The sequence below is a fragment of the Chryseobacterium sp. MMS23-Vi53 genome (assembly GCF_047651245.1).
Lineage (GTDB): Bacteria > Bacteroidota > Bacteroidia > Flavobacteriales > Weeksellaceae > Chryseobacterium.
Genome location: NZ_CP180265.1, coordinates 299,344 through 322,685 on the forward strand (window position 1 = coordinate 299,344; position 23,342 = coordinate 322,685).

Annotated in this window: 20 protein-coding genes; 9 read left to right on the plus strand and 11 right to left on the minus strand. The window is 35.5% G+C overall.

What is annotated here, in order from left to right:
- Positions 1–20: 20 nt before the first annotated feature.
- From ACKX2A_RS01360 to ACKX2A_RS01375, 4 genes are all read right to left on the minus strand, one after another.
- Positions 21–842, minus strand: a complete 822-nt coding sequence (locus ACKX2A_RS01360) for an alpha/beta fold hydrolase (protein WP_415327225.1) — start codon at positions 840–842, stop codon at positions 21–23.
- Between the two features lie 513 nt (positions 843–1,355).
- On the minus strand, positions 1,356–1,835 hold the full coding sequence (infC, locus tag ACKX2A_RS01365; RefSeq protein WP_053073305.1) for a translation initiation factor IF-3: 480 nt from the start codon (positions 1,833–1,835) through the stop codon (positions 1,356–1,358).
- A 179-nt stretch (positions 1,836–2,014) separates the two neighbouring features.
- Positions 2,015–3,952 (minus strand): threonine--tRNA ligase, encoded by a 1,938-nt coding sequence (gene thrS, locus ACKX2A_RS01370; protein WP_415327226.1) that lies wholly within the window; start codon positions 3,950–3,952, stop codon positions 2,015–2,017.
- Between the two features lie 161 nt (positions 3,953–4,113).
- On the minus strand, positions 4,114–5,658 hold the full coding sequence (locus tag ACKX2A_RS01375) for a hypothetical protein (protein WP_415327227.1): 1,545 nt from the start codon (positions 5,656–5,658) through the stop codon (positions 4,114–4,116).
- Positions 5,659–5,806: 148 nt separating this feature from the next.
- On the opposite strand from ACKX2A_RS01375, the gene ACKX2A_RS01380 reads away from it, so the two are divergent.
- From ACKX2A_RS01380 to leuB, 4 genes are all read left to right on the plus strand, one after another.
- Positions 5,807–6,970 carry a 2-isopropylmalate synthase gene (locus tag ACKX2A_RS01380; RefSeq protein WP_415327228.1) on the plus strand — a complete coding sequence of 388 codons (1,164 nt, stop codon included), beginning with the start codon at positions 5,807–5,809 and terminating at the stop codon, positions 6,968–6,970.
- Between the two features lie 27 nt (positions 6,971–6,997).
- Positions 6,998–8,380, plus strand: coding sequence for a 3-isopropylmalate dehydratase large subunit (gene leuC / locus ACKX2A_RS01385; RefSeq protein ID WP_415327229.1), 1,383 nt, complete (start codon positions 6,998–7,000; stop codon positions 8,378–8,380).
- Positions 8,381–8,539: 159 nt separating this feature from the next.
- Positions 8,540–9,139 (plus strand): 3-isopropylmalate dehydratase small subunit, encoded by a 600-nt coding sequence (gene leuD / locus ACKX2A_RS01390; RefSeq protein WP_415327230.1) that lies wholly within the window; start codon positions 8,540–8,542, stop codon positions 9,137–9,139.
- The gene (gene leuB / locus ACKX2A_RS01395; RefSeq protein WP_415327231.1) at positions 9,129–10,250 is read left to right on the plus strand and encodes a 3-isopropylmalate dehydrogenase; all 1,122 of its coding nucleotides are present in this window, start codon (positions 9,129–9,131) and stop codon (positions 10,248–10,250) included. The genes leuD and leuB overlap by 11 nt, the downstream gene beginning before the upstream one ends.
- A 295-nt stretch (positions 10,251–10,545) precedes the next feature.
- Here the strand turns inward: leuB and ACKX2A_RS01400 are convergent, their stop codons facing one another.
- From ACKX2A_RS01400 to ACKX2A_RS01430, 7 genes are all read right to left on the minus strand, one after another.
- The gene (locus ACKX2A_RS01400) at positions 10,546–10,734 is read right to left on the minus strand and encodes a hypothetical protein (RefSeq protein ID WP_415327232.1); all 189 of its coding nucleotides are present in this window, start codon (positions 10,732–10,734) and stop codon (positions 10,546–10,548) included.
- An 11-nt stretch (positions 10,735–10,745) separates the two neighbouring features.
- Positions 10,746–11,351 (minus strand): DUF4230 domain-containing protein, encoded by a 606-nt coding sequence (locus tag ACKX2A_RS01405; RefSeq protein WP_415327233.1) that lies wholly within the window; start codon positions 11,349–11,351, stop codon positions 10,746–10,748.
- 4 nt (positions 11,352–11,355) lie between these two features.
- Positions 11,356–11,922, minus strand: a complete 567-nt coding sequence (locus ACKX2A_RS01410; protein WP_415327234.1) for a TlpA family protein disulfide reductase — start codon at positions 11,920–11,922, stop codon at positions 11,356–11,358.
- A 1-nt stretch (position 11,923) separates the two neighbouring features.
- On the minus strand, positions 11,924–12,391 hold the full coding sequence (locus ACKX2A_RS01415; protein ID WP_415327235.1) for a hypothetical protein: 468 nt from the start codon (positions 12,389–12,391) through the stop codon (positions 11,924–11,926).
- Between the two features lie 195 nt (positions 12,392–12,586).
- Complete coding sequence (locus ACKX2A_RS01420; protein ID WP_415327236.1) at positions 12,587–15,517, minus strand: reprolysin-like metallopeptidase; 2,931 nt, start codon at positions 15,515–15,517, stop codon at positions 12,587–12,589.
- Positions 15,518–15,721: 204 nt separating this feature from the next.
- Positions 15,722–16,219, minus strand: coding sequence for a DinB family protein (locus tag ACKX2A_RS01425; protein WP_415327237.1), 498 nt, complete (start codon positions 16,217–16,219; stop codon positions 15,722–15,724).
- A gap of 26 nt (positions 16,220–16,245) precedes the next feature.
- Positions 16,246–17,385, minus strand: a complete 1,140-nt coding sequence (locus ACKX2A_RS01430; protein ID WP_415327238.1) for an acyl-CoA dehydrogenase family protein — start codon at positions 17,383–17,385, stop codon at positions 16,246–16,248.
- A gap of 192 nt (positions 17,386–17,577) precedes the next feature.
- Here ACKX2A_RS01430 and ACKX2A_RS01435 point away from each other — a divergent pair, with 192 nt between their 5' ends.
- The 5 genes from ACKX2A_RS01435 (at position 17,578) to purF (ending at position 23,277) form a co-directional block, all read left to right on the plus strand.
- Positions 17,578–19,440 (plus strand): endonuclease, encoded by a 1,863-nt coding sequence (locus ACKX2A_RS01435; RefSeq protein ID WP_415327239.1) that lies wholly within the window; start codon positions 17,578–17,580, stop codon positions 19,438–19,440.
- A 175-nt stretch (positions 19,441–19,615) separates the two neighbouring features.
- The gene (locus ACKX2A_RS01440; protein WP_415327240.1) at positions 19,616–20,221 is read left to right on the plus strand and encodes a SatD family protein; all 606 of its coding nucleotides are present in this window, start codon (positions 19,616–19,618) and stop codon (positions 20,219–20,221) included.
- Between the two features lie 2 nt (positions 20,222–20,223).
- Positions 20,224–20,919: a DUF3307 domain-containing protein gene (locus ACKX2A_RS01445; protein ID WP_415327241.1), complete on the plus strand. Its 696-nt coding sequence runs from the start codon at positions 20,224–20,226 to the stop codon at positions 20,917–20,919.
- A 30-nt stretch (positions 20,920–20,949) separates the two neighbouring features.
- On the plus strand, positions 20,950–21,669 hold the full coding sequence (gene purC / locus ACKX2A_RS01450) for a phosphoribosylaminoimidazolesuccinocarboxamide synthase (protein ID WP_072956013.1): 720 nt from the start codon (positions 20,950–20,952) through the stop codon (positions 21,667–21,669).
- 108 nt (positions 21,670–21,777) lie between these two features.
- Complete coding sequence (gene purF / locus ACKX2A_RS01455; RefSeq protein WP_415327242.1) at positions 21,778–23,277, plus strand: amidophosphoribosyltransferase; 1,500 nt, start codon at positions 21,778–21,780, stop codon at positions 23,275–23,277.
- The last annotated feature ends 65 nt before the right edge of the window (positions 23,278–23,342 follow it).

Sequence of the window (23,342 nt, forward strand, 5' to 3'; positions counted from 1 at the left end):
CCTTCAATATAGATAAAAATTTATGACTCAATAAACTCCAAAAGATCTTTATTAATAACATCCGCATGGGTCGTTGGCATTCCGTGAGGGAAGCCTGGATACGTGATCAATTTTCCGTTTTTCAATAATTTAGCAGATTTTATGGCTGCATTTTCGATAGGAACGATTTGATCATCTTCACCATGAAGCAATAGAACCGGAAGATCAACATTCTGCAGGTCTTCTCTGAAATCTGTTTCTGAAAATGCTTTAATACCATCATAATGAGCAACAATTCCTCCCATCATTCCTTGTCTCCACCAGTTTCTCTGAATTCCTTCTTTTACATCTGCTCCTTCTCTGTTATATCCGTAGAAAGGGAAAGTAAGATCAATATAAAACTGTTGTCTGTTGTTTAAAGTCTGATCTCTGATTCCGTCGAAAACTTCCATCGGAACTCCATCAGGATTGCTTTCGCTTTTTACCATAATTGGCGGAACTGCGCTTATCAATACTGCTTTTTTAGCTCTTCCGTTTGCATATTTGTTAACATAACGAATTACTTCTCCACCACCTGTTGAGTGCCCAATGTGAACAACGTCTTTCAAATCTAAAAATTCCACTAGTTCAGCTGCATCGGAAGCATATTGCTCAATCGTATGATTATAAATATTTTGGCTAGAACGTCCATGACCTCTTCTGTCGTGAGCAATAACTCTATATCCTTTCTGTAAAAAGAAGATTACCTGTGCGTCCCAATCATCTGATGATAAAGGCCATCCGTGATGAAACATTAGAACTGGTCCTTGTCCTTGATCTTTGTAAAAAATTTCAGTTCCGTCTTTTAATGTAAATGTGCTCATAGCTTTTTGGTGTTAAATTGTTTTTAATTGAGTTTATATGAATTGTTTTTGTTATTCATCGATTAAGCAAATCTATAGCGAAATTTTCATCGAAATCTTGATGTATGTTAAATTTTAATAGATAATTAATAATTAGTATAAAATTATAAAAAATAATAATCAAAATTTAATAATTGATTAAACTAAATTAATAAAAATGTAATTTTACTGAATTCCGTGATGTTATAAAGATGAAAGCATAAAATTGACAATTTACGCTTCACACTAACGGTTGCAAGTTCCTAGCCCAGATAGTAACGGTTACCCCGCAACTTACGTCGGAGAGCTTGGGAGCATAAGGGTTTTTAGGGTTGGAGAAGGTGGGAAAGGATGGGAGTGAGGAGTATGAGTGGATAGCTGGAAATAGCTTCTAAAAAAGAGCAATGAGTAAATAGCAATTATAGAAACAAAAAAACCTCAAATTATTTTGAGGTTTTAATATTGTAAAGTCAGATCCGAAGATCCGGCTATCGATTATTTAGCTGGTTTTTTAGGACTCATCATCATAATCATTCTTTTTCCTTCAAGTTTAGGAAGTTGGTCTACTTTTCCAACGTGCTCAAGTTCCTGAGCCAGTTTTAGAAGCAAGATTTCTCCCTGATCTTTAAAGATAATCGAACGTCCTTTAAAAAATACGTAGGTCTTTAATTTTGAACCTTCTTCAAGGAATTTTTCAGCATGTTTCTTTTTAAACTCATAATCGTGCTCATCTGTCTGAGGACCGAAACGGATCTCTTTTACAACCACTTTTACTTGCTTAGCTTTCAGTTCCTTTTGTTTTTTCTTTTGCTCGTATAAGAATTTTTTGTATTCTAATACTCTTGCAATAAACGGTTCTGCCTTATCGGAAATTACTACTAGATCCAATTCTTGTTCCGCAGCAATTTGTCTTGCTTTGTCGATTGGATAAATTCCCGGCTCTACGTTGTCTCCCACCAAACGAAGCTCTCTCACACGAATTTTATCGTTGATTAAGTGTAAGTCCTCCTGTACAGGACGTCTTTGTGGGCCCCTGTTGTTAAATCTTTGTGCTATTGTATTATAATTTTATTGGTTAACTTTCTATTTTTTATCAATCATTCTGAATAAAAATTAATTTTTAAAATGTATTCAGAATGATATTTTTTTCAGATTTAAGCATTAAACTCAAATCCTGTTTTTGACTGTTCTTTAAAATAAGTAACAAAATCTTCAATTTTCATCACTCCTAAATCACCTTCTCCACGTCTTCTTACAGAAATTGTGCCATCGTTTTCTTCATTTTCTCCTACTACAATCATGAATGGAATTTTCTTCAATTCTGCATCACGGATCTTTTTACCCGTCTTTTCGTTTCTGTCGTCAATTAATCCGCTAATATCGTGATTTTCCAATAATTGAGAAACTTTTTTAGCATAATCTACGTATTTTTCACTGATTGGAAGGATAATAAACTGATCCGGAGCCAGCCACAATGGGAAATCTCCAGCCGTATTCTCGATAAGAATCGCAATAAATCTTTCCATAGAACCAAACGGCGCTCTGTGAATCATTACAGGTCTGTGCTTTTCGCCATCGCTTCCTGTGTACCAAAGATCAAATCTTTCAGGCAAGTTATAGTCAACCTGAATTGTTCCCAATTGCCATTTTCTTCCTAAAGCATCTTTTACCATGAAATCCAGTTTAGGTCCATAGAATGCAGCTTCGCCATATTCAGTTACAGTATTTAAACCTTTTTCAGTTGCAGCAGTTACGATTGCGTTTTCTGCTTTTTCCCAGTTTTCATCAGTTCCGATATATTTTTCTTTATTTTCAGGATCTCTTAGTGAAATCTGAGCGGTAAAATCAGCAAAACCTAATGAACCGAAAACGTAAAGAACCAAATCAATCGTTTTCTTAAATTCATCCATCAACTGATCCGGAGTACAGAATAAATGCGCATCATCCTGAGTAAATCCACGAACTCTTGTTAAACCGTGAAGTTCTCCACTTTGCTCATATCTGTAAACAGTTCCGAATTCAGCATATCTCTTAGGCAAATCTCTGTAGCTCCATTGTGAAGTTTTGTAAATCTCACAGTGATGCGGACAGTTCATTGGCTTCAGCATAAATTCTTCTCCTTCATTCGGAGTTTTAATCGGCTGGAAGCTGTCTGCTCCATATTTATCCCAGTGACCGGAAGTTACGTAAAGTTCCTTCGCTCCGATGTGCGGAGAAATTACAAACTCATAACCTGCTTTTTTCTGAGCTTCTGAAAGGAAATTTTCTAATTTCTTTCTCAAAGCAGCTCCTTTTGGCAACCATAAAGGTAAACCTTGCCCCACTTTTTCAGAGAAAGCAAAAATTCCAAGTTCTTTACCTAGTTTTCTGTGGTCTCTCTTTTTAGCTTCTTCTAAAAGTTCAAGATATTCTGTTAAATCTTTCTGTTTTGGGAAAGAAATACCATAAACTCTTGTTAACTGAGGATTTTTTTCATTTCCTCTCCAGTATGCTCCGGCAGCATTTAAAATCTTCATTGCCTTTACAATACTAGTATTCGGAATGTGACCTCCACGACAAAGATCTGTGAAATCGTCGTGTGTAACGAAAGTGATTTCTCCATCATTAAGATTAGAAATCAATTCCACTTTATAAGGATTGTCTGCATAAACTTTTAAAGCTTCTTCTTTAGAAACCGGATATAAAGAGAATGTAGAACCTTTTTTAGCATTTTCTAAAACCTTCTTTTCGATCTTCTCGAAATCTTTATCAGACAAACTTTCGTCACCGAAGTCTACATCATAATAGAACCCTTTTTCGATTGCCGGACCGATGGTCAACTTAGCATTAGGATAAAACTCAAGGATAGCCTGCGCCAAAAGGTGGGCTGAAGAATGCCAGAAAGCCTTCTTTCCAAGATCGTCGTTCCATGTCAACAACTGTAACGTAGAATCCGTGGTTATAGGTGTGGTTGTTTCTACTTGTTTGTCATTTACAACTGCGGAAATGGTATTTCTAGCCAATCCCTCGCTTATAGATTTTGCCACATCTAGCGGAGTAACTCCCGCCTCGAATTCTCTGACGCTATTGTCTGGAAGTGTAATTTTTATCATTGTTTACTAAGAAATTTTAAGATGCAAAAATACGGATTTTTTATTTAAAATACTATATTCCTATATATTTGAAGCGATATTTAATACTAAAAATTCAGGAAAATCGTTTTTAATAATTGTGAACCAATCAACGGTCTAATTATGAATAAGTTAAAATTAGATTAATGCTTTCTTTTATATCTTACTTTTTCCTTAATAATTTCAATCACATCCACATTTCTTACCTTAGATTTTACCCAACCGTGAATATCAATATAAAATAATGATCTTCTGTAATATTCATTTTGTGAGAAAATCTGAAGTTTTTTATCAAATTCTTGGAAGGATTGAAGCTGTTTGTCGGGCAATAAATTATTTAAATTTTTAAAAAACTGAATGCTTTCAAAATGAAAATCATCCGGTTTTTTCATCTTTTTCGCAAACTTTGAAGTTGCTTTAATAAAATCGTCATAATCTTCATCGTTTCCAGATTCATATTTTGCCATTAAAATCAAAATTCTTGTATGGAAAAGCAAATCTTCCTGCACATTCCCTTTAGATTCAATCACTTTTAATGAATATTTTATGGACTCTTTAAACTTCTTACTTCCAAAAAACATTGCTGCCATTTTTAAGTATAAAATCATAAAATGGTGGTCATCGATTTTATCGCGAAGCTTTTCCATTTTAAGCTCGATTTCAGGAATCAATTTTGAGCCGGAAAAAAATTCTCCTTTCACAAAGTGAATGTTCATTAAAGTATTGTAATGAGTCAGAAAAACAAGTGATTGTAAATTTTCATTTTGAGCAAAAGTTGAAGAATAAACAACTTCATTAAACTCTTTAAAACTATCTTCTAAAATATCAATATTTCCATACAGAAATAGAATTTTCAAGAGATAAGTATTGCCTTTAACATACCAAACGGGATGACTTACAATCATTTCCGGATTTTTATGAAATAAATCTACCCATTGGAAAGCGTATTTTAATGTGTATTTATATTCCTGAAACAATTGGTTTTTCCAGACGTGTGCTTTAAAATACCATAATTTTTCAGTGAAATTCAATTTTTCAAAATTAATTTTTTGAATCTGAGCATTAAAAATTTCCATGATTTCAGCACGATCTTCATCATTTTTTACATAACCGTGTATCAACATTTCACTGTATAATTTCAATGAAAGATTAGACAATTCTGTAGCATAATGATTTTGTTTACTGATTTCAGTTGATTGTTTTATCAATTCATCTGCACGACCTTCTACGCTTCGGGTAATGAATTGGGATTCAATTACTTTTTCCAGATCGATGATTTCCAAAGCAATACTTTTTTCATCTAATTCTAAAGCGGTTTGTTTCGTTTTATCTAAAATTTTCAATGCCTGCTTATAAAGCCCTTTTTGATATAAAATATTCGCAAAATCAAGTTGTTCGCGCAATTGTATCCTATAATTCTGATGACTAGGATTCATTCTTAAACTTACCAGAATTTGTTTATAAAGGTGAGCTTTCAGATTCGATAATTGTTGTTTGGTCGAAATTTTCTTGTCGAGGATGATATTTTCATCGTATTCTTTCATCTTGTCAAGTTCGGAAAAGAGAAGAAGAAATTTAGCGTCTACGTTAATTCCGAGACGGTTTACATATAGCTTGAATTGCCTTTTTTCGGAGGTCGTTAATGATTTAATCAATACAAATAAAAAATCTTTATGCAATTCTGCCATTGTAAATTTATGGAATTTAAAATAATGATAATTAAATAGTTAACTTTAAAATTCAATATTTTGAGTATTGTAATTTTTATCTAAACCAAAAGTGACGAAACGTTTCATCTTTCTAGTTTTGAATCAAAATTAAGTAAAAAACTTCATTATGAATTCCGAAAAAGTCGAAATTTTTGATACCACGTTGCGTGATGGAGAGCAAGTCCCGGGTTGTAAATTAAATACCGAACAAAAATTAATTATTGCCGAAAAACTGGACGAGCTGGGTGTAGATGTAATCGAAGCGGGTTTCCCAATTTCTAGTCCCGGAGATTTTCATTCCGTTTCGGAGATTTCAAAATTGGTCAAAAATGCGAAGGTTTGCGGTTTAACAAGAGCCAACCAAAAAGATATTGACACAGCTGCAGAAGCACTAAAATATGCGAAAAGACCAAGAATTCACACAGGAATCGGAACTTCTGATTCTCATATTAAGTTTAAATTCAATTCAAACAAAGAAGATATTATTGAAAGAGCGTTCCAGGCTGTAAAATATGCTAAAACCTTCGTAGAAGATGTAGAATTTTACGCTGAAGATGCAGGAAGAACGGATAACGATTATTTGGCGAGAGTTTGCGAAGAAGTGATTAAAGCCGGAGCAACTGTTCTTAATATTCCTGACACTACAGGCTATTGTTTACCCGAAGAATACGGGGAGAAAATAAAGTATTTGAGAGAAAATGTTACGGGCATTGACAAGGCGATTCTGTCTTGTCACTGTCATAACGACCTGGGAATGGCTACTGCAAATTCAATTGTGGGAGTTATCAACGGAGCCAGACAAATCGAATGCACCATCAACGGGCTTGGTGAAAGAGCAGGAAATACAGCTTTGGAAGAAGTGGTAATGATCCTGAAACAGCATACAGACTTAAAATTACATACTGATATCAATTCCAGAATGCTCAACGGAATGAGCATTTTGGTTTCTGATCTGATGGGAATGCCGGTGCAGCCAAATAAGGCAATTGTTGGAGCAAACGCTTTTGCACACAGTTCAGGAATTCATCAGGACGGCGTCATTAAAAACAGGGAAACTTATGAAATTATCGATCCGGCAGAAGTTGGTGTAAATGCTTCAACCATTGTATTGACAGCGAGAAGCGGACGTTCTGCATTGGCGTACAGATTCAAACATATTGGATTTGATGTTACTAAAAATGAATTGGATTTTTTATATCAGGAGTTTTTGAAAATTGCTGATATGAAAAAAGAGGTGAATAATGATGATTTAAGTTTAATCATCGATAAAGTGACAAGAAAAATAGGATAGAAGGATTGATTTTCAATTAAAATTAAAATGAACAACGCAAAAAAAACACTTTTTGACAAAGTTTGGGATGCACACGTTGTAGAAACGATTCCAGACGGACCTCAAATTATATACATAGATAAGCATCTGATTCACGAAGTAACAAGTCCACAGGCTTTTGCAGAACTGGAAGCCAGAAATTTAGAAATTTTCAGACCAAATCAGATTGTGGCAACTGCCGATCACAATGTTCCGACATTGGATCAGGATAAGCCTATTCGCGATGATTCTTCAAGAAACCAAGTTGAGCAGCTAACAGAGAATTGTAAGAAAAATAATATTGAACTGTACGGTTTAGGACATCAATATCAGGGAATTGTACACATTATTGCTCCGGAATTAGGCGTTACACAACCCGGAATGAGCATTGTTTGCGGTGACAGTCACACTTCTACGCATGGCGCTTTTGGTTCTATTGCTTTTGGAATTGGGACGAGTCAGGTGGCGCAGGTTTTTGCTAGTCAGTGTTTGTTGTTGAACAAGCCAAAGTCGATGAGAATTACCGTAAACGGGACGCTAAATAAAAATGTTCAGCCAAAAGATGTGATTTTATACATCATTTCTAAAGTAGGAACTGATAGCGGAACAGGGTATTTCTGCGAATATGCCGGAAATGTTTTCGAAGAAATGTCGATGGAAGGAAGAATGACCGTTTGTAATATGAGCATCGAAATGGGCGCTCGTGGTGGAATGATTGCTCCTGATGAAACAACTTTCAACTATGTTAAAGGCAGAACTTTCGCTCCAGAAGGTGAGGAGTGGGAAGAAAAATTAGAATATTGGAAAACGTTGAAAACAGACGAAGAAGCTGTGTTCGATGCTGAATTTTCTTTCGATGCTTCCGAAATTTACCCAATGATAACTTACGGTACAAACCCTGGAATGGGAATTTCAATTCATCAGAATATTCCGAATCCGCAGAATGAATCAGAGGAAAAGGCTTTGAAATACATGGGTTTACAAGCTGGACAAGCGCTTTCTGATATTAAAGTTAATTATGTTTTTATCGGAAGTTGCACGAATGCGAGAATCGAGGATTTCCGTTCTGCTGCGAGTTATATTGAAGGAAAAAGCAAATCGGAACATGTTCAGGCTTTGATTGTTCCAGGTTCGCAACAGGTGGTAAAGCAGATTTTAGAAGAAGGTTTATATAAAATTTTCAATGAAGCTGGTTTTCAAATAAGACAACCGGGATGTTCGGCGTGTTTAGCGATGAATGATGATAAAATTCCGGAAGGTGAATATTGTGTTTCGACTTCCAACAGGAATTTTGAAGGAAGGCAAGGGCAAGGTGCAAGAACGATTCTTGCAAGTCCGTTGACTGCCGCAAAAGTGGCAATTGAAGGGAAAATTTCAGTCTTTGAAAACTAGAATTGTAAAAATTTCAAAGTCCTAGCTCCGATAGAAACGGCATCCTTTTTTGTTGCGGCTGGAGCGAAGCGGAAGCCGTAATAAAAAAGATATAGTGGATAGCGGGATTCAGCTTCTGAAAATTTAAAAAGTAATTAAAACTATTTTTGAACTAAAAAAATGCAAAAATTAACGATTATACAATCCCGAGCAATTCCTTTGCCGGTAGAAAATATAGATACAGACCAGATTATTCCTGCCAGATTTTTAAAAAGTATTGACAAAAATGGTTTTGGAGATAATCTTTTCAGAGATTGGAGATACAATGTTCATACAAATGAACCGAACTCTGATTTTGTTTTAAACAATCCAAAATACAGCGGTGAAATCCTTGTTGCCGGAAATAATTTCGGATGTGGAAGCAGTCGTGAACACGCGGCCTGGTCGCTGACGGATTATGGTTTTAAGGTTGTCGTTTCCAGTTTCTTTGCAGATATTTTTAAAGGTAATGCTTTGAATAATGGTTTGTTACCTGTAAAAGTTTCCGAAGAATTTTTGAAAGAAATTTTAAATGATATCACCGAAAATCCTGAAAAAGAAATTTTGGTAGATGTTGAAAAACAAACAATTACCTTCAATGATAAAACCGAAAGTTTTGAAATTGATTCTTATAAAAAAATATGTCTGATAAATGGTTACGACGATATTGACTTTTTAATCAGCAAAAAACAGGCGATCCAAGAATTTGAACTAAAGACACAAAAAGTATATGAAAACTGATTTTAAAATTGCGGTACTTGCAGGAGACGGAATCGGACCCGAAGTAGTAAATGAAAGCATTAAAATTTTAGATGCCATTGCGGAATGTTTCCACTATAAATTTGAATTTAAGAAAGGTATGGTAGGAGCCGAAGCAATTTTTCAGACAGGAAATCCTCTTCCCGATGAAACACTGGCGATCTGCAAAGAATCTGATGCCGTACTTTTCGGTGCGATCGGAGATCCTTCTTTTGATAACAATCCGGATGCAAAAGTTCGTCCCGAACAAGGTTTGTTGAAACTTCGTAAAGAATTGGGACTTTTTGCCAACATTCGTCCTTTGCAAACGTACAATTCTTTAATTGAAAAAAGTCCGTTGAAAAAAGAAATTATTGAAGGAACGGATATCCAGATCTTCAGAGAATTGGTGAGCGGAATTTATTTTGGAGAAAAATTTAAGGACGAAGAAGCGGGTTATGCTTATGATATTTGCAAATACAACCGTGATGAAATCGCACCAATCGTTCACATGGCTTTTCAGGAAGCGCAAAAACGCAGGAAAAAATTAACCTTGATTGATAAAGCCAACGTTTTGGATACCTCAAGATTATGGAGAAAAGTGTGCAAAGAAATTGCCACAGAATATCCTGATGTTGAGTTGGATTTTATGTTTGTAGACAACGCAGCCATGCAATTAATTTTAAATCCTAAACAGTTTGATGTGATCGTTACGGAAAATATGTTTGGAGATATTATTTCCGATGAAGCGAGTGTAATCGGCGGTTCTATAGGATTGCTTCCATCAGCGTCTATTGGTCAGGAAAATGCAATGTTTGAGCCTATTCACGGTTCTTATCCACAGGCAAAAGGGAAGGGAATTGCTAATCCGATTGCTTCTATTTTAAGTACAGCGATGATGCTGGATTATTTAAAATTGGATCACGCTGCCGAAAAATTAAGAGAATCTGTAGAGCATGCTATTGAAAATAAATATGTTACGGTAGATTTAAATTCACAACAGCCGTATTCTACGAGTGAAGTAGGAAGTTTTATTGCAGATTATATTAAATATTCCGAAAAGACCTATTATAATTTTGAGAATGTAAGAATCGGAAAATCAACGATTGTATAAAAAAGTGAACTTGTCAATTTTGCTTCGCGAGTCAATAGTTAGTTAATTAGATAGTCCATAAATTCACGAGCGAAGCGAATTGACCACTGCCGGTTCATAAAGATATTTGACTTTTATTTGTATATTTTTTTAAGGTTTCAACTCAATGAGCTGAAACCTTTTTTATGACTTTATTTAAACTTTTAATTTTCTAAACATCTTAAAATATACCTTAATGGTTCAAAAAAGGTTAGGAGTTTTTAGCTTTATGTTTAAAATTCACAAAAAAATCCACCTTAATTAAGATGGATTTTTATTAATGTTTTTCTGTATTATCTGTTTTCCCTGATTTATTTTTAGAAGATTTCTGAACCTCTTCTTTTTCTACATCAGGCGGATTCGTTTTTTCCGAAGAAGACGGAATATTCTGGAAATCCTGATTTTGTTTTTTGGTCTCTGCGCTGTTGGCAGATTCTTTCTTTTTGTCGTTTTCGTTTGAGTCCATAACGTTTAGATTTATAGTCCTAAAATGCCCAGCTTACCTGTCTGGTCTTCTATACTATAATTCAAAGCCTTTGCCAAAACGAAAATATTATTAAGATTTTCCATTAATTGTTTACGTCCTTCCGTTCTCAAGTCATTTTGGTTAACAGATTTCACTGCAGCATCTTTTGCTTTTTGAGTCACGTTTTTAATATCTTTCTCAGAAATTCTATTAAAAAAAGAATCGTCCAGCGACTGAATTTCAACACTTGGTGTAATTTTGATGTCGGCTTCCGGAAGGTCTGTGATGATCAGTTTTTTATTAATAGAATCGACCTTAATCTTCATTTTATTAAGATCATAAGAAACCTGAGCATTGGTTTTGGTATAAGTGATAATGCTGTTGCTTGAAACTTCTTTTCCAAAAAATTCGTATCCCATTTTGGTCTTCTGCATCGAAGAGAAATTTTGCTCGATCACCACCATTTTATTCATCTTAGAAATCTGGTTGGTCAGAATATAATAATCTGACTGCTCGGTTTTTTTTCCAAGATTAAAACAGGATTTCAACCCAAAAAACAGGATCACCATGATAAGTGCTCCCGCTGCGAATGATATTATTAATCTGATATTTTTCAAAATCTTATTTACCAAAAATTTCTTTGATCACCGATTTGTCGTCTTTTTTCAAAATCTCAACCAGGTCTCTTTCAATATATCCTGTTGTAGGCATTTCTACGATTCTTCCAATTTCTTTACCGTATTTTTCGACAATAATGGTTGGAACTTTCTGAATATTGTAACGCGCTTCATCGCCTGTTGGAGATTCTTTTTTGCGATTAACTGCAATGATTGTGATCTTACCTTCAGGATATTTCACTTCCTCTAAAATTTTCATCAGTCTAGGGAAATCTCTGTGGCTGTCTTCACACCACGTTCCCATAAAAACAACAATATTATAAGAATTGATCTTATCCTTTCTCAGTTGGTCAATTGCTTTTTGATCGATCGCATATTCGTCGTGTTCTTTTACGTACCAATCTGCATATGGAGCCTTTAGAAACTGTTCTTTCAACTGATTTCCCAAAAGCATTTTGCCATCATTTGTTGTTTCAACTTCGCGGTTCATCACCACTTTCTGAGCGCTGAATTGTTGAGCTGTAAGAGCCAAACAAGAAATTACGGCAACATTTGTAATAAATTTTTTCATACTATTTTTCAATAATTGTCTTCAGATCGGCCGGAGAATAATATTTATTTTTCAGGACTTTATGGTCTGCCTGTCTGTAAACATTGAATTTCTCTCCCGATTTTTCATAAAATGATTCTACGTCTTTTGCTTTGTAAAATTCAACCGTTTCCTGCGCCTGTACTTCATTATCGCAAGCCTTCGACATGTTGGAACGCTGAACTTCGTTGAATAGTTCTACAAATTTGTTGCCAAGTCCGAATTCCAGAACTGCACCGCTCAAAACATATTGCAAATCGCACAATGCATCAGCAATTTCTACAATATTATTGTCTGCAATCGCTTGTTTTAATTCGTTTAATTCTTCCTGCAAAAGCTCAACTCTAAGGTTGCATCTTTCCGGTGAAGGAATCTGTGGGGTATCTAAAATAGGAGCTTTAAACGTTGTGTGGAATTCTGCTACTTGGTTCAGACTGTCAATTTTATCCATGAATATTTTTATTTAAGGCAAATATAATGATTGGGTTTTAGATTTTAGGAATCGGGACTTAGGTTTTTTGTTGAATATATATGCAATTTGTCATTCAGAACGAAACAAAGTGGAGTGAAGAATCTATTAAATATATAAAAAAGACTGCCCGTTTCCAGACAGCCTTTAATCCTGTGTTTAAATTCGAGAAAGTGATTAGTTTTTGATAAATCTCTTAGAGACTTCTCCGATTTGTATTACGTAAGCTCCTTTTATCAGGCTGCTTACATTTACGGATCCTCTTTCAAGTTTTCCTGAATTGATTAGTTTTCCACCCATATCGAAGATTTTGTAATCTTCTGCCGTTGTATTTGAGATATATAAAATGTCTTTTACAGGATTTGGATATAATTTAATATCAGTTAATAGATCTTTAGTATTTACTGTTTCGCCTCTTCCTGATGAAACAATATTTAAAGTATAGTCTTCAACCTGTCCGTATGTATACGTTCCGCAAGATGATGAAGGAACAGAGCTGTACTGCATCATTACTCTCATTCTTGTATTTCCAAGCGTTGCTGTTGACGGAATAGTGATGGATCCTGTTACAGGACTTGTTGTAGAACCTGTTTTAGACCAAGCCAACTCTCCGCTGTCTGTGAAATCACCGTCTCCGTTGTAATCAATATAAATTGCGTAAGCTTCGCTGTAAACTGTTGAAGTCCAAACCGGAGTTACAGAAATTGTATAAGCAGAACCTCTTGTTACATTTGTGGAAATTGTCGTAAAGTTTTCATAACCGGCAGTTCCTGTTGAAGTATTGTTGATGGTTCCGAATTTCACATTTCCGATTCTTTCGTCTGCCGTATTATTAGCAGAAGCTGAACAATAAGAAACTGAAGTTCCTGCTAAAGTTGTTACAGAAACCGTGTTGCTTGATGGTGAAACATTTCCTGCCGCATCTTTAGATTTAACAGAGAAACTATACGTTGTTGAAGGAGTCAAGCTGGTAACAGTGTATGAAGTCGAAGCTGTGGAACCGATCAAAGAAGCGCCTTGATAAACATCGTAGCCTGTAACTGCCACGTTATCTGTTGCTCCCGACCAAGAAAGATTTGTGCTTGTAGAAGTAGTGCCTGAAGCTGCCAATGTAGGTGCTGTAGGAGCTGTTGTGTCAGAAGTTCCCGAACCTGCATTTACAGTAATATTTGCATTATTTACATCAAAGAAAATATGATTTGAACCTTTTACCATGATTCTTCCTGTTGTTGTAGAAACATTCGGAATTGTTACCGCCTGAGAACCATCGTTTGGAGTTCCGGCTAATAGAGTAGTCCACGTTGTTCCTGAGTTTGTAGACCAAAGAATATCAACATTTGCAGCGTTTACACCATTTGCAGTCGTTCCTGCAACATTCCAAGTTACGGTTTGTGAAGTTCCTCCTGAATAAGTTGTTGCTGAATTTTGAGAACTTACCGAGAAAGGTCCTGCTGTTCCGTTTACAGTGATTACTGAGTCGTCAGAATTATTTCCAGAGCCTCCCGCTCTGTTATCACGAACGGTAAATCTGAAGTTGTAAGATCTTGCTACATTTGATAAAGCTTCAACCGTAATTTCAGAACCTGCTGTTGTCGTTGCTCCTGTTAAAACAGATGCCATTCTTGGGAAATATCTCACTGGTGTTGTTTGAGGAGTCCAGGATCTGAACGTTGGACCTGTTGCTTTTGTAGCACTTGCTGCCGAACTTGCTCCTGTCTGAGAAGAAGAAGCGTTGTCCATTTGCTCCCAGATATAGGTTAAAGAATCTCCGTTTGCGTCTGTTCCGGTTCCTGTCAACATAAATGGTGTCCCTTTCGGAATCGTATAATCTAAACCTGCATTGGCTGTTGGAATTGAATTTCCTGTGTTTGTACTAACCGGACAGGTTTTAGCTTTAATATTATTTGTAATCTGCTGAATACTTATTGCATGGAAAAATGCATCCGAATGCGGTTGGATATCCTGAGAAGTAATTCCCGCATAACCCATGATTGTTGATCCTGAACCAGGCTCCATATTTGCGCCTGTTCCTTCGTTACTCATAGAGAATGTGTGGTTTCCTCCGAATTGATGTCCCATTTCATGAGCTACATAATCGATATCAAAATTATCTCCTGACGGTATTGCATCTGCCGGAGAAGTGTAGCCGCTTCCTTTTGAGCCATTTGTACAAACACAACCGATACAACCTGCATTTCCGCCACCTCCAGAAGCTCCGAATAAGTGACCGATGTCGTAGTTAGCTTCGCCTATCACCGAAGTTAAAGTTGATTGTAATTGTGAATTCCAGTTGCTCATTCCTGAAGCTGCAGAATATGGATCGGTTGAAGCATTGGTGTAAATTACCGCATCATTATTAGCAATTAAAACCATTCTCGCAGAGAAATCTTTTTCGAAAACTCCATTTACACGAGTCATGGTGTTGTTCATTGCGGCTAAAGCGTTGGCTTTTGTCCCTCCGAAATACGTGGTGTATTCCCCTGTACACGATAATGCCAATCTGAAAGTTCTTAATTTAGCATCATCTGCGTTTGGTCTTGCTACAAGATTGGTATTTGAAACTCCTTTTTGTGCAACATCAATAACCGTGCATTCGAATTTACTAAGATCATCTTTTTTGTCTGATTTTTTATAAACAACATACGATGAAAGGTCTTTAGTATAAGGCTCAATGAAAACTGCGGATTTATCGCCGTAAATTTCCATTGATGATAAGCCTAATGGTGAAATGCTGAAATAAACAGTAGAAGTTGGATCTTCAAGACCTTCTCCCACGTAAGATTTGATGTCCGGGAATTTTGCTGCTAACTGAGGATCGAAGTTGGAATTTTCTCTTACTTTAAAGTTTTCCATTCTTCCTTCAGAATTCGGGAAAGAAATAATGATCTCTGATTTTTCTCCTGCTGCCAGTCTTTTTGGAGCTTTAGCAAGAGCATTCTTTAAACCGTCGAAATTAAGATTGTAAATCTTTGGATTAATGATGTTGGTTTTGTTTTCAAAAATGTCTGCGGAAGCTTTTTGAGAACCTGAAGTCCAAAGTCGGTCAGTTTGAGCGAATGAAATGCCTGAAATAAAAAGCACTCCAATCACCAATAGTTGTTTTTTCATATAATTCCTATTTTGATTGTGGAATATCAAAGCTAATAAAAATTTAATTATGAAAAACAAAATTTTTTAAGAAAATTTTAGAGTATTTGTTTAATTTATTATGCAATACATTAAATATCATTAAAAATATATTTTCTCATAAAAAGAAAATAACACCCGCAAAATACGAGTGTTATTAACTTATTAATGATATAATTCTAATTTCTAAAACTTGTCGTCGGCAGTCGGTCCGTATATTCCCGGAACTTTATTTCCTGTTGATCTTAAATAAATCACCAACTCACCTCTGTGATGATACAAATGATTGAATAAAAAGGCACGAATCACCTGAATTTTCGGCATAGGAGGGAAGATTGAATTTCCATCCATCTCCATTTTCCATTCGTTTGTTGCGGTACTTTCGTTCCAGTTTTTTAAAACTTTCTGTGCTTTGGCAACATTTTCTTCAAATTTAGCGACAATATTTTCTGCTTTAGAAATATCACCTTTATCATATTGGTATGTTCCCATATCAAATACGTCTTGATTAAATGTTGCGTCGTACCAATTGTAAACTTCCGCAATGTGAGAAGCCAATTGACCTGTCGTCCAGTTGATATCAGATGGTTTAAAATCCAAAGCACTGTCCGGAATAGCTTTCAAAAGTTTTCTGGTGCTTTCCGCTTCATGCAAAAATTCACCTAATAAGGCTTGTTTAATCATTTGTTGTATGTTTTTTTGAAATAATTTTATTTTGTGATATCTCTACCGATTACCAATCTTTGGATCTCAGAAGTACCTTCTCCAATTGTGCAAAGTTTGGAATCTCTGTAGAATTTTTCAGCAGGGAAGTCCTTTGTATAACCATACCCACCGAAAATCTGAACTGCGTTGTTTGAAATTCTTACGCAAGCTTCAGAAGCATAAAGCTTAGCCATAGCTCCTTCTTTTGTCATTTTCTGCTTAGCGTTTTTCAAAGTTGCTGCTCTTTGGATCAACAATTCTGCTGCATCGATTTCCGTTGCCATGTCTGCCAACATGAAATTGATCGCCTGGAATTCTGAAATAGATTTTCCGAATTGTTGTCTTTCTTTAGCATATTTTAAAGCGGCTTTGTAAGCTCCTCTTGCGGTTCCTAAACTTAGAGCAGCGATAGAAATTCTACCTCCATCTAGAATTTTCATAGCCTGTTTGAACCCTTCACCAACTTCTCCTAATCTGTGAGAATCCGGAACACGAACGTTATCGAAAATCAATTCAGCTGTTTCAGAAGCTCTCATTCCTAGCTTGTTTTCTTTTTTACCAGAAGAAAAACCAGGCATTCCTTTTTCTAAAACAAAAGCCGTTGAGTTATTTTTAGCACCAATTTCTCCAGTTCTTGTCATTACAACAGCAATATCACCTGAAATTGCATGCGTGATGAAGTTTTTAGCACCATTAATGATCCATTCATCTCCGTCTTTTACAGCAGTAGTAGACATTCCTCCTGAATCTGAACCTGTATTGTGCTCCGTCAGTCCCCAAGCTCCGATTACTTTACCAGAAGCCAACTGAGGAAGCCACTTATTTCTTTGCTCTTCGTTTCCGAATTCGTAAATATGATTGGTACAAAGTGAGTTGTGTGCCGCTACAGAAAGCCCGATTGAAGGATCTACCTGAGAGATCTCATCCAAGATCGTAACATATTCATGATACCCAAGACCAGAACCACCGTATTGTTCAGGAATAACGATTCCCATGAAACCCATTTCTCCTAACTCATGAAACAAATCTTTCGGGAAAGTCTGGCTTTCGTCCCACTCCATAATATTAGGTCTAATATTCTTTTCAGCAAACTCTCTTGCCGTCTCCGCTATCATTTTGATGTTGTCAATAGTCTCTGTATTCATAAGATAAAATAGTTAGTGCCCAAAGATAACCAAATTGGCGGAACGTCCAAAAAAATTATTCAGGCCATAGAAAGTCATTCGCAAATTTCTAATTTTCAATTTTTTATATTCTGATAATTAATTATTAATTAATAAAAAATTCAGAACTTTGAGTTGATTAATTTACTATTTTAGCCACCCAATTTTTAAAGCATGAAAAAACTTCTACTTCCTATTATTTTTATTTCATCTTATTTTTCGGCTCAGGCACCTGCCGGATATTACGATGGAACAACAGGTTTGACGGGTTACGCACTGAAATCTAAACTTCATGATATTATTTCGGCGAAGAATATAAACTGGAATTATGGTGATCTGCCAAATTATTATAATCAGACAGATTTAGACAAATATTACGATCACGATGCTACAAACACTACGATATTATTAGATATATATTCTGAAATTCCAACAGGACCGGATGTTTATGAATATACATCTGCAAATTTAATAAGTACCTCAGGTGCTGAGGGATTAGGCTATAACAGAGAACATGCCGTTCCGCAAAGTACATTCAATAGTAATTACCCGATGTATTCTGATTTGCATTATGTGATTCCTACAGACGCCAGAATCAATCAGTTAAGGAATAATTATCCTTATGGAGTTGGAAATTCAACTGTTCACTATACTTTTTCAAACTCATCCAAAATTGCGAACAGCGCAATTCCGAATTATGTTTATACCAATAGAGTTTATGAACCTCTTAATGAGTTTAAAGGAGATATTGCAAGAATGCTGTTGTATTTTGCGGTAAGATATGAAGATAAGTTACCATCATTTAATTATTCTACAAACACCAATCCTGCAGCAGACCGCTCTGCATTAGACGGAACTGCGGAAAGGGCTTTTGATGCACCTTATATTGCTATGCTCCTTCAATGGCATGCTCAAGATCCTGTATCTCAGAGAGAAATTGACAGAAATAATGCGGTGTATGCTATTCAAAACAATAGAAATCCTTTTGTTGATAATCCTCAGTGGGTAAATGCAATCTGGGTTCAGACTCCGGATGCTGTTGTACCGCAAGCACCTTTAAATTTAAATTCTACACAAACAGGAGCCAATTATACAACTTTAGCATGGTCGCCAAGTACAAGCACAGATGTTATTGGCTATAACGTTTATCAAAATAGTACATTAGTAGCGACTACAAAATCTACATCAATTGTTATTGATCATTTGAGTCCATCAACTTCGTATTCATTTACGGTAAAAGCTTATGATAACGGCTATCTGCAATCTGCTGACAGCAATATTGCTCCAGTGTCTACTTTAGCTTCTGATTCTAATTCGAAAGATCTTTTCATCACTAAATATATTGAAGGTACAGGCAATAACAAAGCTTTTGAAATTATAAATAAAACAGGACATGAAGTAGATTTAAATAATTACAGCATCAGAGTACAATATTATAACAGTACAAGTGATTCTTACTATTTTGGAAACAGCTTTGAACTGGAAGGAAAAATACCAAACAATGAGACTTTTGTAGTGCTTAATCCTAAATCTACATTATCATGTTACACAAACTCCAATGCTAAATTCCTTACAGCAGGTGATGCTCTAACTTTTTCAGGAACACAATATGTTGAATTGGCATACAAATCTGCAACCGTAGATGCTATCGGGAGCAAATTTGTAAGCAATTCAAACGGTGATGTTTCTCTTTACAGAAAAAATACAGTGTCTCAACCGAATTCGTCTTTTACTATTGGTGAATGGGATTCATATGCTGTTAATTATTGTCAAAACTTAGGAACACTTTCTGCCTCGGACATTGTTTTAGCAGGAAATGATATTAAAATTTATCCAAATCCTGCTCATGAAAATATTTTTGTAAATGGAAAAATTGAAAATATAAAATCAGCGCAAATTTTAGATTTCTCAGGAAAATTAATTTACTCTGAACAAGATCCATTTAAAAATAAAAAGAATATTCCTGTTCAAGATCTTTCGACAGGTTCTTATTTATTGAATTTGGACGGGAAAGTTTATCAGTTTATTAAAAAATAAAATCTCTAAACTTAAATCATCAAGGTTTCAAAAATCTTGACGGTTTGATAAATAAAGTCTTTAAACAGACTGTTTTACAGAATTATCGATATAAGCAGATTCACTAATAATCAATATCTATAAGTGTTTCTGCTTATATTTTTTATTTATAAGTAATTATGCTTATATTTGCAGAATGATAGCGGTCATTACCGGAGATATTATAAATTCACAACACGCGGAAACAGAGGTTTGGATCACCAAGCTTAAAAATCTTCTCGAAAATTGGGGAAGCGCTCCCGGCACATGGGAAATCTACAGAGGAGATGAGTTTCAGTTCAAATGTAAAATAGACGACGTGTTTTGGCGTTTCTTAGCCATAAAATCACTTATCAGAAGTCAGGAAAATTTAGATGTAAGAATTGCCATTGGTATTGGTGAGGAAAATTTTTCGTCCGAAAAAATTACGGAATCGAACGGAACGGCTTATGTACATTCAGGAAGATTATTGAATGATCTGAAAAGCGACGGACACACCGTTTCTATTAAAACATCCAACGATTCTGTAGACAGAGATTTGAATATTTTACTGAAATGGTCATCCAAAGATTTCGATAACTGGACGATGGCGACCGCGGAAATCATCCATGAAATGATCATGAATAAAGATATCACGCAGGAAGATCTTGCGAAGAAGTTTGCCATCTCACAGTCCTCTGTAAGCCAGAGACTAAAGCGCGCAAACTATGAATTGATCGTAGAAACCAATCAATATTTTAGAAAGAAAATTTCAGAACTGTAAGCATGATTTTCATTAAACTCATATTGGCACATTTACTTGGAGATTTTATTCTTCAGCCAAATTCTTGGGTTGCAGAGAAAGAAAGCAAAAAACTGAAGAGCAAATATTTGTATCTTCATGTTCTGATTCACACCGCATTAAGTTTTATTTTTCTTTGGGACTTGGAACTTTGGTGGGTAGCTGCTTTGGTGGGAATTTCACACTTTATTATTGATGCTGCGAAACTTATTTTTCAGACAGTTAAAAATAAAAAAAGCTGGTTTTTTATCGATCAGGCTTTGCATATTGGGGTAATTGGAGGAGTTTCTCTTTATTTTAATGAATTTAATGTTGAATTTTTAAAAGATCAGAACTTCTTAAAAATATTAATGGCAGCTTTGTTTTTAACAACACCTGCTTCAATTTTTATTAAAATATTATTGTCTTCATGGACGCCCGTTCCGGAGACAGCAACAAATATACAAACCGAATCTTTATCAAGTGCCGGAAAATATATTGGGATTTTAGAACGTTTACTGGTTTTCACTTTTATCATGGTGAATCATTGGGAAGGCGTAGGTTTTATGGTCGCGGCGAAATCTGTTTTCAGGTTCAGCGATTTAGCACAGGCCAAACAAAGAAAACTGACAGAATATGTATTAATCGGTACATTGTTGAGTTTTGGAATGGCGGTTTTAACAGGAATTTTAATTAAATAATATAAATCTAATAAAAAGTAATTTTAGAAAATGGAAAAGTTAGAAATGTTGTACGAAGGTAAGGCAAAACAAGTATTTGCTACCGATAATCCTAATGAAGTAGTTGTACGTTTCAAAGACGACGCTACTGCATTTAATGCTCAGAAAAGGGGATCTGTTGATTTGAAAGGTGAAATGAACAACGCCATCACAACTCTTATTTTTGAATATTTAAATGAAAAAGGGATTAAGACTCATTTCATTAAACAATTGAACGAAAGAGAGCAATTGGTAAAGAAAGTATCGATCATTCCTTTGGAAATGGTGGTAAGAAACTATTCTGCAGGAAGCATGGCTCAGAGATTAGGAGTGGAAGAAGGAATTAAATCTCCGGTTACCATCTTCGATATCTGCTATAAAAAAGACGAGTTGGGAGATCCGCTTATCAACGATCACCACGCTGTTTTCTTAGGTGCTGCAACTTACGAAGAGCTTGATGAAATGTATGAATTAACTTCAGATATCAACGAAATCTTAATCGATCTTTTCGACAAAATGAACATCATCCTGGTTGATTTCAAAATCGAATTAGGAAAAACTGCTGACGGTGAAATCATCCTTGCAGACGAAATTTCTCCTGATACTTGCAGACTTTGGGATAAAGATACCATGAAGAAGCTGGATAAAGACAGATTCAGAAGAGATCTTGGTGAAGTTACTGAAGCTTACGTTGAGATCTACAACAGACTGAAAGTTGCTTTAGGCAAATAAGATTTTAGATAAAAAATTAGATGTAAGATTTTCTATTTAACATAATATTTAATTTTATATCTAATGATAAGATCTATAAAAATAAAATCTACTTTAGAAAAAATAGAAATGAAAAGTTTAGACATTCATAAAAGTGAATATTTAAAACAATTTGAAACTCAAACCTACGGAAGAAATCTTTTCAGAACGCAGGAAGAAGAGAGATTGGACGCTCCCAATGAAGAGTGCGGAATCTTCGGAATGTATTCTGATAACGATTTGGATACGTTTTCTCTTTCGCAGTTCGGGCTTTTTGCATTACAGCACAGAGGTCAGGAAGCATGTGGTATTTCTGTTCTTAAAGACGGAAAAATCACCAACATGAAAGATGAAGGTTTGGTTTTAGACGTTTATAAGGAGATCGCTGATCCTGAAACTTTTATGGGAAATTCTGCAATCGGACACACTCGTTATACGACTGCGGGAGATAAAAAGAAATATAATTTTCAGCCATTTTTCGCAAAAAACGAATATGATCAGATTATCCTTTCGATTGCACACAATGGTAACCTTACCAATGCAAAAGAGCTAAAAGCGGAATTGGAAGCGGAAGGTGTTGTGTTCAGGGCAACTTCGGATTCTGAGGTTATTTTAAGATTAATTCAAAAAAATCTTGATCTTGGACTTCGTGGAGCGATTAAAGCAACGATGGAGAAAATTGAAGGAGCATATTCAGTTGTCGGAATGACGCGAAATAAATTTTTCGCATTCAGAGATTTCAACGGAATCAGACCTTTGGTTTTGGGAGCGATCAACGAAAATTCTTACGTTGTGGCTTCAGAATCTGTTGCTTTAGATGCTGTTGGAGCTCAGTATGTTCGTGATATTTTACCAGGAGAAATCATTTATACAAATGAAAACGAACCTGGAAAACTTCACTCAATCATGGTGGATGAAGCAAAAGCAAAGCAAAGAATTTGTTCTTTCGAGTACATTTATTTTGCAAGACCTGACTCATCTTTAGAAAATATCAACGTTTACGAAATCAGAGAAAAATCTGGGGAGAAAATCTGGGAACAGGCTCCTGTGGAAGCTGATGTTGTCATTGGAGTTCCGGATTCCGGAGTTCCTGCTGCGATTGGTTTTTCTAAAGCTTCAGGGATTCCTTTCCGTCCGGTTTTGATTAAAAACAGATACATCGGAAGATCTTTCATTGTACCGACTCAGGAAATGAGAGAAAGGGTAGTTAACCTGAAGCTGAACCCGATTATTTCTGAAATTAAAGATAAAAGAGTAGTAATTATCGATGATTCAATCGTTCGTGGAACAACTTCGAAAAGATTGGTTAAGATTCTGAAAGATGCAGGCGTGAAGGAAATTCACTTCAGAAGTGTTTCTCCGCCGATTATTGCACCTTGTTATTTAGGAATCGATACGCCATCAAAAGACGATTTGATTTCTGCAAATATGACGACAGAAGAGCTTAGAGATTACTTGGGAGTTGACTCTTTAGAATTTTTAAGCACTGAGAACCTAAAAGTAATTTTAGGGTCATCCAACCACTGCTTTGGATGTTTTACAGAAGAATATCCTGTAGGAAAAGGAGAAGAGGTGGAATTATTTAATTAAAATTTTTAGTTTAAATAAAAAATCGAAAGGTCGGACTTAATAATTAAGCCCGACCTTTTCATTTG

Bases quoted from the DNA above. Each gene is read 5' to 3' on its own strand.
- leuB (WP_415327231.1), top strand. From the start codon at position 9,129: ATGAAAACTGATTTTAAAATTGCGGTACTTGCAGGAGACGGAATCGGA.
- leuD (WP_415327230.1), top strand. From the start codon at position 8,540: ATGCAAAAATTAACGATTATACAATCCCGAGCAATTCCTTTGCCGGTA.
- thrS (WP_415327226.1), bottom strand. From the start codon at position 3,952: ATGATAAAAATTACACTTCCAGACAATAGCGTCAGAGAATTCGAGGCG.
- ACKX2A_RS01380 (WP_415327228.1), top strand. From the start codon at position 5,807: ATGAATTCCGAAAAAGTCGAAATTTTTGATACCACGTTGCGTGATGGA.
- ACKX2A_RS01375 (WP_415327227.1), bottom strand. From the start codon at position 5,658: ATGGCAGAATTGCATAAAGATTTTTTATTTGTATTGATTAAATCATTA.
- ACKX2A_RS01410 (WP_415327234.1), bottom strand. From the start codon at position 11,922: ATGAAAAAATTTATTACAAATGTTGCCGTAATTTCTTGTTTGGCTCTT.
- ACKX2A_RS01400 (WP_415327232.1), bottom strand. From the start codon at position 10,734: ATGGACTCAAACGAAAACGACAAAAAGAAAGAATCTGCCAACAGCGCA.
- ACKX2A_RS01360 (WP_415327225.1), bottom strand. From the start codon at position 842: ATGAGCACATTTACATTAAAAGACGGAACTGAAATTTTTTACAAAGAT.
- ACKX2A_RS01420 (WP_415327236.1), bottom strand. From the start codon at position 15,517: ATGAAAAAACAACTATTGGTGATTGGAGTGCTTTTTATTTCAGGCATT.
- ACKX2A_RS01445 (WP_415327241.1), top strand. From the start codon at position 20,224: ATGATTTTCATTAAACTCATATTGGCACATTTACTTGGAGATTTTATT.
- leuC (WP_415327229.1), top strand. From the start codon at position 6,998: ATGAACAACGCAAAAAAAACACTTTTTGACAAAGTTTGGGATGCACAC.
- purF (WP_415327242.1), top strand. From the start codon at position 21,778: ATGAAAAGTTTAGACATTCATAAAAGTGAATATTTAAAACAATTTGAA.
- ACKX2A_RS01415 (WP_415327235.1), bottom strand. From the start codon at position 12,391: ATGGATAAAATTGACAGTCTGAACCAAGTAGCAGAATTCCACACAACG.
- purC (WP_072956013.1), top strand. From the start codon at position 20,950: ATGGAAAAGTTAGAAATGTTGTACGAAGGTAAGGCAAAACAAGTATTT.
- ACKX2A_RS01435 (WP_415327239.1), top strand. From the start codon at position 17,578: ATGAAAAAACTTCTACTTCCTATTATTTTTATTTCATCTTATTTTTCG.
- ACKX2A_RS01425 (WP_415327237.1), bottom strand. From the start codon at position 16,219: ATGATTAAACAAGCCTTATTAGGTGAATTTTTGCATGAAGCGGAAAGC.
- ACKX2A_RS01440 (WP_415327240.1), top strand. From the start codon at position 19,616: ATGATAGCGGTCATTACCGGAGATATTATAAATTCACAACACGCGGAA.
- ACKX2A_RS01430 (WP_415327238.1), bottom strand. From the start codon at position 17,385: ATGAATACAGAGACTATTGACAACATCAAAATGATAGCGGAGACGGCA.